The 13,854-nt window shown below is 45.4% G+C and carries 9 protein-coding genes and 1 pseudogene; 4 read left to right on the forward strand and 6 right to left on the reverse strand.

All coding sequences use genetic code 11. The features are described from left to right. Positions 1–19 precede the first annotated feature (19 nt). The 4 genes from ACT8YW_RS04135 to ACT8YW_RS04150 all read right to left on the reverse strand — a co-directional run bounded on the left by ACT8YW_RS04135 (position 20) and on the right by ACT8YW_RS04150 (position 9,596). Complete coding sequence (locus tag ACT8YW_RS04135; protein WP_444104094.1) at positions 20–1,585, reverse strand: Ig-like domain-containing protein; 1,566 nt, start codon at positions 1,583–1,585, stop codon at positions 20–22. A 29-nt stretch (positions 1,586–1,614) separates the two neighbouring features. Further along, positions 1,615–3,354 (reverse strand): RagB/SusD family nutrient uptake outer membrane protein, encoded by a 1,740-nt coding sequence (locus ACT8YW_RS04140; RefSeq protein WP_444104095.1) that lies wholly within the window; start codon positions 3,352–3,354, stop codon positions 1,615–1,617. A gap of 10 nt (positions 3,355–3,364) precedes the next feature. Continuing rightward, complete coding sequence (locus ACT8YW_RS04145) at positions 3,365–6,571, reverse strand: SusC/RagA family TonB-linked outer membrane protein (protein WP_444104096.1); 3,207 nt, start codon at positions 6,569–6,571, stop codon at positions 3,365–3,367. 202 nt (positions 6,572–6,773) lie between these two features. Next, positions 6,774–9,596, reverse strand: a complete 2,823-nt coding sequence (locus tag ACT8YW_RS04150) for a two-component regulator propeller domain-containing protein (protein ID WP_444104097.1) — start codon at positions 9,594–9,596, stop codon at positions 6,774–6,776. A gap of 435 nt (positions 9,597–10,031) precedes the next feature. On the opposite strand from ACT8YW_RS04150, the gene ACT8YW_RS04155 reads away from it, so the two are divergent. Then, the gene (locus tag ACT8YW_RS04155) at positions 10,032–11,405 is read left to right on the forward strand and encodes an MATE family efflux transporter (RefSeq protein WP_444104098.1); all 1,374 of its coding nucleotides are present in this window, start codon (positions 10,032–10,034) and stop codon (positions 11,403–11,405) included. 374 nt (positions 11,406–11,779) lie between these two features. Here ACT8YW_RS04155 and ACT8YW_RS04160 read toward each other — a convergent pair whose 3' ends face one another. Then, positions 11,780–12,199 (reverse strand): hypothetical protein, encoded by a 420-nt coding sequence (locus tag ACT8YW_RS04160; protein WP_444104099.1) that lies wholly within the window; start codon positions 12,197–12,199, stop codon positions 11,780–11,782. Between the two features lie 121 nt (positions 12,200–12,320). On the opposite strand from ACT8YW_RS04160, the gene ACT8YW_RS04165 reads away from it, so the two are divergent. Further along, a complete protein-coding gene (locus ACT8YW_RS04165; protein ID WP_444104104.1) occupies positions 12,321–12,713 on the forward strand; it encodes a transposase in 393 nt (130 codons plus the stop codon). A gap of 41 nt (positions 12,714–12,754) precedes the next feature. Next, positions 12,755–13,273, forward strand: a pseudogene (locus ACT8YW_RS04170) (hybrid sensor histidine kinase/response regulator); the annotation flags it as partial. A gap of 181 nt (positions 13,274–13,454) precedes the next feature. On the opposite strand, the gene ACT8YW_RS04175 reads toward ACT8YW_RS04170, so the two are convergent. Continuing rightward, complete coding sequence (locus ACT8YW_RS04175) at positions 13,455–13,634, reverse strand: hypothetical protein (RefSeq protein WP_444104100.1); 180 nt, start codon at positions 13,632–13,634, stop codon at positions 13,455–13,457. Positions 13,635–13,664: 30 nt separating this feature from the next. Here ACT8YW_RS04175 and ACT8YW_RS04180 point away from each other — a divergent pair. After that, positions 13,665–13,854, forward strand: a 190-nt coding sequence (locus ACT8YW_RS04180) for a hypothetical protein (protein WP_444104101.1), incomplete at its 3' end; no start/stop codon positions are given.

Consider the following 13,854-nt stretch of genomic DNA (forward strand, 5'->3'; position numbering starts at 1 on the left):
TTTGGATTTTCTTGCTATGTTATTTGATTATCTCGTAGGTAAGTCCTTCAGATTGGATATATCTCTGTAAATCGCCCAACGTCTTGAAGGTCTGCACCCAATAGACATTATATTCTATTTGGTGGTCGATGGGCTTCATGTCCGCATACTTGAACTGGAAAGTATTGAATGCCGCTACAGAAGTGGTAGGCAATATATCTCCAGTCTGGAACTTTTGGGCTGCCAGATTGTAGATAAACACATGACTGCCATCGCTGCACTTATAGTCGTGTACCCAAGCATTGTTTCCTCCCAAGCTACCCTTGAAATCCTTGCCGTTGCAGGAGCCGGAGGCATCGATATTGATATTCCTGCCCGTCACCTTGCCTGCGTATTTGTCTTTCACATCGTCCATGCGTATGGCAAAGATGGGATATTTGCCGGCATGAAGCCATGTCTTGGGACTCCAGCACTTGAAGTCGGCACGCTGCGTGGTGGCATTGACTGTATAGGTGGTGACTGCCAGCTTGCCATACGTCCACTTGTGTGAAGAGGAAGTACCGTTTGCCGACTGCTTGGCGTTATACCAAGAATAGTTGTCCTTGTTGTGGAAGAGTTCACGAACTAATCCCTCCGCCAAATTCAACGTAATGGAAGAGGAGTTGCCTGTTTCGGGGCATGTAGCCGTAATGACCACATCGCCGAATGCACCTTTTTGGTTGAACGTCACCACACCATTGTCTACAGTAGCGATGTCTTCATTGCTTGATGCCCATTGGATGACCGAAGCAGTGCTGTTTTCAGGAACGGTGGTGTAAGTCAGCTTAATTGTCTTATCAGCAATAGCGCATTCGTATCCGTTGCCTTTCGCATAAGTCTGATCCAACGTAATAGATTGTGGCTGCACCATTTTGATGACGGTTATTTCACGACTGGCGGAAACACCTGAACCGTCCAACGCCGTGGCAGTAATGGTTACTTTCGCCTGAGTGCCGGGAGCAGAAACTCCTGTGACAACTCCCTGATTATCTACCGTGGCAATGGTTTCGTCAGAACTGCTCCAACGCACGGTCTTGTAGGTGGCATTTTCCGGAGCAATGGTTGCCGAGAGCTGCATCGATTCACCTTCGAACAACTCGGAGGCTGGTGAAGTAAGCGTAATAGCTTCCGCCTTAACCAATTCATCGACTACAGCAAGGCGCAATGTGCTGTTGACTCCACTGCCCGAATAAGCCACGACAGGAGCCACTTGCAGCACTGCATAACCCGCTTTTAAAGCCTCTACGTCACCATCAGCTTCCACCGTGGCTACACTTTCATCCGTGGAACTCCATTTCGCTTCATTAAAAGTCACGTTTTCCGGGAGCATCTTATAATCCAAGGAGACCTTTTCTCCCTTTAGCAGCGGAAGTACCGAAGTGTTGGTAGAATGATCTACATATACAAGTTCCTGTAACTCGTCCGGCAATAGCATTTCTATTGATGAAGGATAGATAGCAGATGACAACTCTGTCTGTTCATCTGTATCATTGCAGGCTGAGAATGAAGCCAGCATGGCAACCAACAGAAGCCTACATACATTCTTTTTAGTAAATATCTGTTTCATAAATTTAGTTTTAACTGTAAAAAACTTTATTACTTCTCCCATCCTGGATTCTGTTTCAGCAGTGGATTCAGTTGCAACTGATCCGATGGCAACGGATAGAGGTAATTCTTCTGAGCCCAAGTGCGGCCTGTGTACAGGATGATACACCCTTCGCTGTTCAGCTGACGTGACTGTTCTGGCCAATTGTTCTCAAACCATGTTCCGGCAACTTTCACTCCCAACTGGTCTTCCGGCATCTCGGTTTCCGCCGTAGCCCAACGCTTCAAATCGTCTATACGGAATCCTTCGAGAATCAACTCCACTGTACGCTCACGTCGTATTTCCTCTCGCATGGACAAACCGTTGTCAGCAACAAATTTTTCACTTAGCTTGGGCATACCAGAATTGATGCGTTGACGCACCAAGTTCAAGGAATAATCCAATTCAGTATCAGTAATGCGGTTGTTCAGTTCGTAGGTGGCCTCAGCATAGTTCAAAAGCACTTCAGCATAACGGATAACAGGATAGTCCATCGCCTCATAGCTGCTCTCTACTTGCCGTTCCACTGCCCATTTATGGTTCTGATAGCCGCTGTTTGAACGGACATTGGCGGTCAGAGAGTTGTTCTGGTCATCGTTTGTCCAACTGGTACGCCACTTGCTGGCATTGTCCCAATACTTCTCGCCATGCTGCAACAGAGTGGTTGTCATGCGCTTGTCACGATCATAGAACTCATCAGTGACATTCGTATATCCCTTGAAACGTGTGGACTTGGAAATGGGAAGCCCGTCTGAACAAAGATACATATTCGCCATTTTGCGGGTGATGTAGCAGGCATTGGCAAGCATACCTTTGGTGATGTTCGTACCGAGATTATCCCCACTGCGATGACGGTGTGCAAAGATGTACTCAGTATTGGCATTCTTATTCAGGTTCGCTGGATTGCATTGTGCTCCATCTTCCAGAATGAACATGTAACGATAGCTGTTGCTGCCCAATGTTGGATGATAAAAGAGCTTGTATTGATTGCTCTTTATCACCTCGTCAGCGGCATTGCGTGCCAAAGTGAGCAGATACGTGCTGCGATCTGTATTGACAGTGGCATCAGGACCGTTGGTATGGAACTTCTGCCATGTACCTTCATACAAGGCTACTCGTGACAACATCGCCCATGCCGCATAGCGATTCAGTCGTCCAGCCTCTGCGGTGGCTGGCAAGGTTGCCGCTGCCTCTTGCAAGTCTTCGATAATCTGGTCGATTACCTCTCCCCGGTCATTGCGTGAGCCATGCAGTTGTTCCGAATCCAAATCTAATGGCCGAGTCAGCAAGATGGCATTCCCAAAAATCTGCACCAACTCAAAATGGAGATAGGCACGGAAGAACTTGGCTTCGGCAACAGGCACTTTGATGGCATCGGCATCACCGAACGAAGCTGCTTTTTCCAGCAATAGATTTGTATAATAAATGCGTTTATATAGTGTTGTATAGTTGTCGTCTTCCGAAGGAATGCCGTTAGTGCCTTGGCTGTATGGGTTCAGCGAGGAGGTGGCTATCAGGTCTGAACGGAAATCGCTGTGAGGACCGTCGTTCACTCCACATCCGTAGTTATCAGCCATCTGGAAGTCGCGACTCCAAGCATAGAACTGGTTGGCAAACAGCTGGAAATTGTCCGCCTTGTTCCACACAAGGTTGTCGCCCATCTGAGCCTTGGGTTCCAAATCTAAGCACGAGGTCACTACCAGTGCCAACAATGACATGGACATTGTCTTTATCAAATTCATGTATTTCATATTCTTGATTTTAGAAAGTTAAATTAACGCCAAATGTAAAATTGCGGGTAAACGGATAACGCTTCAAGCCGGAGGCAGGTCTCCCTTCACCGTCCCATGCCTGTGCCTCGGGGTCCCAACCATCTTTAATCCGGGTCGTCTCCCACAAATCCGTACCAGTGATATATACTCGTGCCGCTTGCAGATATTTTGTTTCCTGCAACAACTCCTTGGGGAAGGTATAGCCAATGGTCAGATTCTTCAGACGAAGGTAACGACCGTCCTGTGCCGTCAATGAAGAAGCCTGATAGTTATACTTGATGATGTTGGCATCAAGGGTGTAAGGGGCGTAATAGGCATCGGGATTCTCCACACTCCATACGTTGCCGATAGAAGAAGTAACGGTATTGGCATGTTTCGCACGGAAAGGAACCGTCCAGTTGTCGATGCCACGGTAGACGAATCGGTTGGCAGCTCCTTGGAATATGGCACTGATGTCAAATCCTTTATAGCTGGCACCCAGATTGAATGAATAGGAGATTTCAGGTATGTCGCTGCCCAAGAAAATGTAGTCTTTCTCATCAAGCACGCCATCGCCGTTCTCATCGCAATACATATTGTCACCTACACGCAAGTTGTTTGGCATACCTATACCATTATTATTATAGTATTTGGCTTTATAAGCTTCCAGTTGCTCCTCGTTTTGGATTTTCCCGCCATAGCGCAATCCGAAGATTGACTTCAAGGAGTAGCCTTGCATAGTGGACTTATAGCCGGACGAAAGCACCGTTGTACCACCGTAATCCGTCAGTTCGTTGCGGGCAAACGTCAGGGTACCACCTACGTGATAGTTGACCTTTCCTATATTACCACGATAGTTCAACTGGCCCTCGAAACCCCAGTTCTTGAATTTACCAGCATTGGCGGCAGGAGCTTTCTCACCCAAGACACCGGGGAAAGTGATGCTGACCAACATGTTGTCATTGCGCTTCATAAAAGCCTCAACGGTACCGGATAAGCTTCCGTTCAGGAAAGCAAAATCCACTCCTACATTATAACTCTTCAGACGTTCCCAGCTGCGTGAGTTGGATGCCAGCACACCGTTGGTCTTGATATAAGACAGCCGGTCATCACCCACATAGGCACCTACACCGGTCTCAAGTTCATAGAACTGTACACCGTCGTAATTGGAGATGCCGCTTTGGTTACCCATTTCAGCATACGACAACCGCAACTTTAAATCGTGCAGCCAATCGACTGACTCCATGAATGCTTCCTGCTTCAAACGCCAGCCCAAGGATATACCGTAGAAAGCATCCCAACGGTTCTGAGGCTGGAACTTGGAAGAGCCATCATACCTGCCATTCAACTCCAACAGGTAGCGGTCGGCATAATTGTAGTTGAAACGTCCGAAATAGGACATGTTCGCATTCTGATACCTATCTTCGTTACCGCTCAGCACCACCTCGCCGGCACCATTAATTATTTCCAGTCCTGTTTGTATGTCTTTTGCCTTTGCGCCGAAATAGGTATAATCCTTAAATTCATATTGAGCACCCAAGGTCAGGCTAAAATCGTGCTTGCCAAATGACTTATGTCCGTTCAGGTAGCCTGAAATAGAATAGAAGTCTGTGCGAGAATTGGATTGTGTGTACGAAGAATTGGATTTTACAGGGTCTATCCGAACTTTCTTATCGCCTAAATAATTATAGTACGTGATGGAATTTTCAACTCTGTTGCGTGACGCATAGCTGGAGTTATAGCCAAAGTTGACATTGGCAGTGAGCCAGTCGGTCACTTTATAGTTGAGCGTTTCACTGATATTGATGGCTGTCACCGTCAGTTTATTGTCACCACCCTCTTCCGCTTTTGCCACAGGAGAGCCCCAGCTGCCCCAAGCATACGGTTTCCCGTCAATGCTACTGAGTGGGAGTCCGGGCATGGGAACGGTGGATGTCAGGATTGAGGAAATCATCGTAGGAGCAACCTGCTGTTGACGATTGTAGGCTATCATCGATTCCAGAGAGAGATTCTTGGAAAGCTTAAACGTGTTGCTCACACGGAAGTTGTAACGCCGGTTATTATTGTTACCATACTGTAAGGTGGAGCCATCGTACATGTAGCGCAAAGAGACACGATACGACACCTTGTCCGTTCCGCCCGAAATGCTGAGGTTCTGCTCAGTGGAGGCGGTAGACCCAAACAGAGAGCCAAGCCAGTCTACGTTGTCATCAAAAACGAAATCGCTTACATCCGTAAAGCCTGCACTGCCAAACGGATTGTGGCTGCTACCCATATCAAGGTAAGTGCCTTTATACTTCTTTGCCAATTGGGCGTAGGAGTACCATATATCCGAAGTGTTGTGGTCGTTCTCCAATGCCAGCATCAACCCATCCGCCCACTGGTCAATATTCATCAAGGTGGGCATCAGCCCCACGGTCTTCAACGTAGCAGAGCCACCATATTCCACTTTCACTTTACCCTCTGCACCTTTCTTGGTGGTCACCAATACCACGCCACCTGCCGCACGCGAGCCGTAAATGGCAGCTGCTCCGTCCTTCAGGAAGTTGATAGACTGTATGTCATTAGAATTGAGTGATGACAGGTCACTTGCCACCGAAGCAGCCACTCCATCTATAATGACCAAAGGCTCTACGGTGTTGACCGAAGAGGAGCCACGCAAATTCAGATTCCAACTTTCATCGCCCGGTGCGGATGAATTGCGCGTAATCATAACACCCGGCACCTGTCCCTGCAATGCCGCCATAGGGCTGGACAAGTTGCCTTTTTCCTTGAATGCTTCCGCCTCCACCACTGTGACAGCTCCAGTAAGCGATTCTTTCTTTTGTGTGCCATAGCCTACCACAACGACTTCATCCAGCAGTTCACTGTCTTCCTGCAACACCACTTTAACGAAATTCTTTCCCTGAACAGGGACTTCCAAGGTTTTATAACCGATGAACGATACCACCAAAGTTCCCGAAGCGTTTTGCAGAGAAAATTTGCCATCCAAATCGGTAATGACTCCGTTGGTAGTACCCTTTATAACTACATTCGCACCGATAATAGGTTCACCGGTCGCGTCTACCACCAAACCGCTCAATGCAACGGACTGCTTCACGGCTTTTGCATCGGGGAAATAAGCCGAAGCCGTCCCTCCCCCTACGCCCAAAAACAAAAACAGCGCCATCGAAGCGATCGGCTTCCGAATAGAAAACTTCAACGAATTTTTTTCCATTAGTTTCTACGAATTTAAAGTTTAACAAAATATTTTTCTTATGATTTATGTAATGTTACGGTGGCATATCTTAATGCCGACGGTGCAAATGTAGTCGCTGTTCCGGAAAGAGGGAACAAAAAAAACGGCAGAGAAGTCTCCACCGTTTTCATGATAGCGATTATAATCTATATCACTAATTTACAATACTCTATATACACTATCAAAAATTTGTGATAGTCGTTTCCGACCCTCCATCCTGTTGCCGAATATATTCATTGGGAGTCATTCCCGTTTGTTTTCTGAAAGCTCTGAAAAAAGAAGCCTGTGCCTTGAAGCCACATTTTCCTGCCAAGGTACCTAATGTGTATTTTTTATGTTCTCCCTGCTTCACCAACGATTTGAACTCCTCCACACGGTAATTGTTAACATATTCATAATACCCCGTATTCATATACAAATTGAACATGCGTGAAAGCATATAGATGGAGTAGCCTGTGGCTTGCGCCATGTCTGCCTGCTTGAAGTCCGCATCAAGGTAAGGCTTCTTCGTTTCCATATATCTTTTGACGGTACGTATCATCTCTTGCAATTCCTCCTCGGAAAGGCGCAAATCATTTTTTGGTTCATTCCCTACTTTATCAAGAACAGCCTTCGACACATCCACATCTAGAAAAGGTACCGGAGAGGGTAACTCCCCGACAGAAACCAGTTCTTTTTTTTGTCTCCTAATACGCCTTGCCACTACATAAGCGCCCGTCAAAAGCAGGCATATTCCCAATGTCCATTGCCATACCTCCATTTTCGAGGGGATAAATACACCCATTTGAGCCATTGAGGCATCGTTCAGCAACCGTCTTATTTTAAATGTATAGCTTCCGGGAGGCAGATTAAAGTAAGAGATTTCTCCCTTACCGCGAATAGTCTGCCAATTCTGTTCATATCCTTCCAATTTATATTCCAACGTATGCGGAAGAATCGGGTTGCAATCTTTCAAAGAGAAACAGAATGTCACATTCCGCTCTCCATCGGAAACCCGTATAACAGACCTATCTGCCGTCTCTATGCCAAATTTAGATTTCCCATCAACTATGACATCTGTAATGCGAATGGCTGAAGGATAGTATCCAACTGCCGGATTGATGCAGACAAGTCCCTTGACACCTGCCATCCATATCTTACCCATATCATCTTTCACCAAAGCCGTGCCGGGATTTGCCATCAGCACCGGAATCTCATCCGTACCGGAATAGCAGACAATCCCTTTGAAATTCTCCTCCATCCTCAGCACCCCTTTGTCTGTACCAATCCAATACCTTCCCTCATTGTCCTGCATAATGTTTTCCACAACCAACTCCGATCTGCTGACCAACCGGATACAGCTTTTCAAATCCTTGTCTGTCACGAACAAGTCTCCGCCCAAAGTACCGAAAAACAGATGTCCGGAACGGTCTTCGTACACAAACTCCACAATGTCCTTATCACTGTTCAGATTGTCCGGCAAAACCGGTGTAATGAACTTCTCCGTTTTCCGGTCAAACAAGGCAACTCCCTTATTGGTAGCCACCCAAAACCTTTTTTGGCTGTCAATTAAAATACAATAAACAATATCGCCCGGGATGGAAGAGTTAGAGGGAGCATATCCTTTTAACTCTTGCGTTGCAGCCTGGTAGTGATAAAGCCCGTTTAGCGATGCTATCCACAAATCGTTATGCTCATCGGTAAGAAACATGAAGATGTCCGAATTATCCAACGGGTGGAACAATGGGTGGGGAAAGAGTGAGCCTGTGTGCGGGTCAAAGAGATAGATACCACTCCGATACGTTCCTATCAGATATTGGTTGTTGTATCGGTAGAAAGAAAAAATCAGGTTGGAACGCAAATTATCGGCACCTGGCTTGCCCATGGCATAGTGGCGACGTGTACCTGTATGCTCATCAATGACATAAAAGCCTTCACGTGTGCCGAGGAATACGTATTCGCCGGTACGCAGGAAACTTCGTATGGGAATGTCACACGAGGTGAAATCCCCTCGTCCGTAAATACAAAACAGCGGGTTATGGTAATCCAAATGATTCCAACCTACATAGAACTTGGTCCCCACCCACACATCTTTGTCATAAATCAGCATAGATGAAATGCAGTTTGAAACCAATCCTTCATTCCCTTTCTCGTTGTAGTGTCCGGAGTAGATGACTTGTTTGTCTTTCAGCGAAATCAAGAAAATGCCATCGTTTGTAGTGCCCACCCCCAATACTCCGTCCGGGTCGTAGGTAAGGCACGACACCGCAGAAGCCCAATCGTGGCACAACGAAAAATAACGGTGTTTTTTCAAGTCGAATACCACAACGCCCTGCTTTTCCGTGCCGATATAAAGCTGGTCGTCCACTCGCAGCAAGCAAGTGAATTTGCAGACCGATGACTTCTCCGTGGAATAAGGATATTTGGTGGTGATTCCCGCAGAAGGATTGCAGAACACCAGCCCATCCGACAGCAGCCACCAAACTTCCTTCTCGCTGCGGACATGAATGTCCAGCAGCTGATTGTTTTCATTGCCCACACCTTTATCAAACAAGATGTGTTGCAACCCCTCTCCACCGTCATAAATGTACAGCCCATTGGAGGTCCCGATATACAAGTTACCTCGAGCATCCCGATCCAATTTATTCACCGGAAAGTTAACCTCCTCCGCAAAAGCGCGTTCCAATAATCTCGTATCGTGGTTCAATCTCCATACGCCTTTTTTATTGCCTGCCCAATAGGCGTGTGGGGCAGTCTGCACAAGGGAGCTGATGATATTCTCCCCTTTTAGCAAGGGCTGTTCTTTGAAAGTGTAGCACAGGTAAGCATTTCCATCGAATCGCTCTACGGTATTACCCGTACCGAGCCACAGCATGCTGTCGCTATCCAAATAAATGGTATTTACTTGGGAGTTGGAAGGTCCGTTGATTCCTACCAGGTTGGTGATGGTATATCCCTGTGACCGTAGAGATGGGCACAAGGCTAACAATAACAAGGTGAGTATGAGATATATTCGAGTCGGCATATATGTCTTTCATTTTTGCAAAGATAGGGAATATATCATTATAGCCAATCATTACTGTCCGATAAAAATTTCCAAACTATCAATAACTTATTGATACACATTAAATTAAGCAACAACTTTAGCGAAGAGGCTTGTCTATGAAAACAATACTGATAATCAGAGTATTGAGTATGTTTATCGGACACTAATAATAGCCAATAAAACTTAGGATTTGTTTAAAATCAAGTCAGTGCTTTTTAAATTCAATCCCCTTCCTAAAATGCAAAAAATATCAAAAAAGATTGCGTATATGGGAGTTTAGTCCCATTTTTGCACCCTCAAATAACAAAAAGGATAGTTTTGTAATCCTCATCGGAGGCATGAAAAGCCGGATAAGATGACTGGGTAAAACCAATCAGCTTATCCGGCTTTTTATATCGTAAAATTTAACAAAATATGAAAAAAGATGCTATTGATTTAAGTACGATGGACGTTTTCACTTTATTCAGAAAACTGTTCATTCCAACATTGTTAGGAATGCTTAGTATGTCTGCCGTGACAGCCATTGACGGAATTTTTGTGGGACAGGGTGTGGGCAGTGACGGCATTGCAGCCATCAACATCTGTATTCCTCTGCTCATGTTCTTTACGGGAATAGGACTCATGACGGGAGCCGGTTGTTCGGTAGTGGCTTCCATACACTTATCCCAAGGTAAATACAAAGCCGCCAGGCTGAATGTGACACAAGCATTGCTATTCAGCACCGTTGTAGTCCTGATTCCTTGCATGATCATAGTGGCTTATCCCCAGAAAACGGCCTATCTGCTCGGCTCCTCCGACCATCTGCTACCGATGGTGACGGACTATTTGCTATGGTTTGCTCCCTCATGGGTATGTCAGGTATGGATATCCATCTCACTGTTTATCATACGGTTGGATGGTTCCCCCCGCTTTGCCATGTGCTGTAGCTTGGTAACGGCAATCATCAATGTGGTTCTCGACTGGATATTTATCTTTCCTTTCGGTTGGGGAGTGATGGGAGCTGCTTTTGCCACATCCATCAGTCTTCTTATAGGAGGAATGATGGCGGTAATCTATCTGCTGTTTTTTGCCCACCGGTTGCGAATCCACGCTTTAAAATGGAGTATCAGAAGCTTTCGGCTTTCTATCCGAAACATTGGATACCAATGTCGTATCGGTTCTTCTGCATTATTGGCTGAAGCCACGTTGGCGGTACTCATGTTTGTCGGCAACCAAGTATTCATGCGGCATCTGGGCGATGACGGTGTGGGAGCTTTCGGCATTGCCTGTTATTACATTCCATTCGTGTTCATGGTGGGCAACGCCATTGCACAATCCGCACAACCCATCATCAGTTACAATTTCGGGTTGGGACATCACGAACGGGTAAGGAGTGCCGAGCAGATAGCATTGATAACTTCTGTGATTTGCGGCGGCATTGTAACGGTGCTGTTCATTGCATACCCGATGGAGCTGGTCGGACTGTTTGTAAATCCGAACAGTACAGCAGCAAGGATTGCAGCAGAAGGTTTCCCCTATTTCGCTGTGGGATTCGTGTTCTTCATCGTCAATCTGTCGGCGATAGGCTACTTCCAAAGCATAGAGCGGATAAAACCTGCCACTGCGTTTTCCATCCTGCGCGGAATGGCGTTTCTGATACCATGCTTCCTCTATCTGCCCCTGATATTCGAGGAGAAAGGTGTATGGCTTGCCATGCCGTTGTCTGAAGCGCTGACTTGTGTTTCAATCTTATGTTTTTATCTTTTTACCTCCTCTACTATAAATAGAAAAGGAAGTATAAATATTTGATTGATATTAAAAATCAACGTAATACTCGATACACCCCAGAACTTCGATACGGAGAAATATTAGAAGCTAAGAAGGTTAATAATCATAAATTGTTTCTCCAATGGCATCATAGTCCTTATGAAAACGGAGTTCTGGCTATCTCTATTCCGATGTCACAACCTTATAGCTCACCGTGTTATGATATATCGTTATCCTCGATATATTCTGATAAGTAATTTATCAATTAAATTTTGAGTTACATGTTTCATATTGTACCTTTGCCCAGTCAAAACATCAAACATACAGCTTGTCAAAAAGATACAGATCATATCACTGACCGAAGAACAACGGTTATCTTTAGAGGATGGATACCGGAACGGCTCCAAGCCCCAGTATCATATGCGCTGCCAAAGCATCCTGTTGAAGAGTACAGGAAGAAGCAACGAGGAAATATCCTCCATACTGGGTTGTACGACAGCTTCTGTGTACAATTGACAAGAACGATTCGAGGCGGATGGTATATCCGGTCTGAAAACCAAAAGCGCACAACGCCGCAAGCCTTCTCTGACAGCATCGGACGAGGCCTCGGTACGCAAAGCCATCGAAAACGACAGGCAGAGCCTTCGTGTAGCCAAAGCAAACTGGGAAGTGGCAACAGGACGTACGGTGAGCGAATCTACACTACGCCGTTTTTTTAAAACATTGGTGCGAGATATAAACGAATAAGGCTTCGTCCGCAATGTTCTCCTGACCCTCAATGCTATTAGCACAAGAAGGAAAAGCTGAAAGAGCTTGAAATCTTGAGCTAATAGCATTGAGGGTCATATAGACCTTTTCTTCGGAGATGAAAGCCATGTCTGTACGCAGGGCCATGTTCCCTATGGCTGGCAATTCAAGGACGAAGACATATCTGTCCCGGTTTAAAAGGCTACCCGTCTGAATCTCTTTGGGTTTATAAGCCGGAATAATGAATATCACGGATTTATTACCCAAGAAAACATCACTCAGGATAAAATCATGTCGTATTTGGACGATTTCTCTAAAAATATAGATAGAAAGACCGTCATCGTCCTTGACAACGCAAGTGTTCATCGAGGGAAAAAAGTCAAGGAAAAGAGAGACGAATGGGCTGAAAGGGGATTATTCATCTTTTACCTTCCGCCATATTCCCCACAGCTTAATATCGCTGAAACATTTTGGAGAATATTGAAAGGTAAATGGATCAAGCCGCAGTCCTACCAAAATGCACAAATCCTTTTTGATACAACCAAACGAATATTGGAAGGGATTGGAATGGATTATACAGTGAATTTTTCCCATGTCGCTTAAACTTTAAATTTTATTGATTAGATACTTATTTTCTTTTGACGATGGTCATCGGTAGTATGGCCGCCATTATTTTGCATGAACGTGACCGTGTACAAAAAATAGAAAACGAATCGTCAGGCATTTATCAGACTCAGCGCAATATCAATACGGCACACCGTTACATTACAGTGCTTGCCACTTCTGGAGAGCCTGTCATTTTATGGGATGAAGAAGACAGTACCGCTTATCATGAACGCCGTTTATTTACTGATTCTCTGCTGTCAATTTTATAGGAACAATGCAGGGATTTTATACATCCTGCACAAATAGATATTTTACGTATATTGTTGGAGAGTAAAGAAAAACATCTGTTCCAAATAATGACGGCTCTCCGACAACAGGAGGAAACGGACAGCCTTTTATTGCATCAACTGCCAACTACCATAACACAAATATCCCGACCATGCACTATTACCCGCAAGAAGAAAGGCATTGTCAGATTTTTCGGTGCTAAAGAAACAGTACAAATTCCACTTGCAACTGCTCCGCTCCATACTCTGAACAAAGAGTTGATTTCTTTACATGTAATTGAATGATGAAAAATGTTGTTTAACTTGTTTTCTATTTCAAGACGACTCCGGAGCATGGAAGGGGTAACGGTTTGGCGGCGTTTTCGCCGTTAAACCGTCCTGTTTTCGTTTAACGAAAACACAACTTGCTGTCCGCAGGGGCGGACCACGTTTATCCAATAATTATTGTGTATCAGCCCATTATATGGCTGTTCTCTTGTGATTTGCGGGGCATTTCCATCGGGGATTTGCCGGCTTCTCTCCCCATAAAAGGGTGGATATCTCTCCCGAATCCATGCGACTTACGCCCATAATTCGGGAATAAGGAGGCACATATACGGGAAATCAGCCCTTTCCATACCCTATTCTCCATTAATGGATTGTCATTTTTACACTTCTGCGAATGGAGAACGGGCAGCGAGCCGTATATGCCTCGTGTCCTTCCTTCGTTATCTCCATTGACGGATTGTTACTTCTACACTTCTGCAAATGGAGAACGGGCGGTGAGCCGTATATGCCTTATGTTCTTCCTTCGTTGTCTCCATTGACGGATTGTTACTTCTACACTTCTGCAAATGGAGAACGGACGGTGA

It is taken from the genome of Bacteroides sp. (genome assembly GCF_052357945.1).
GTDB lineage: Bacteria > Bacteroidota > Bacteroidia > Bacteroidales > Bacteroidaceae > Bacteroides.

Excerpts from the sequence above, each read along its gene's own strand:
- ACT8YW_RS04135 (WP_444104094.1), bottom strand. The coding sequence starts at position 1,585 with ATGAAACAGATATTTACTAAAAAGAATGTATGTAGGCTTCTGTTGGTT.
- ACT8YW_RS04140 (WP_444104095.1), bottom strand. The coding sequence starts at position 3,354 with ATGAAATACATGAATTTGATAAAGACAATGTCCATGTCATTGTTGGCA.
- ACT8YW_RS04145 (WP_444104096.1), bottom strand. The coding sequence starts at position 6,571 with ATGGAAAAAAATTCGTTGAAGTTTTCTATTCGGAAGCCGATCGCTTCG.
- ACT8YW_RS04150 (WP_444104097.1), bottom strand. The coding sequence starts at position 9,596 with ATGCCGACTCGAATATATCTCATACTCACCTTGTTATTGTTAGCCTTG.
- ACT8YW_RS04155 (WP_444104098.1), top strand. The coding sequence starts at position 10,032 with ATGAAAAAAGATGCTATTGATTTAAGTACGATGGACGTTTTCACTTTA.
- ACT8YW_RS04160 (WP_444104099.1), bottom strand. The coding sequence starts at position 12,199 with ATGCTATTAGCTCAAGATTTCAAGCTCTTTCAGCTTTTCCTTCTTGTG.
- ACT8YW_RS04175 (WP_444104100.1), bottom strand. The coding sequence starts at position 13,634 with ATGGAGAATAGGGTATGGAAAGGGCTGATTTCCCGTATATGTGCCTCC.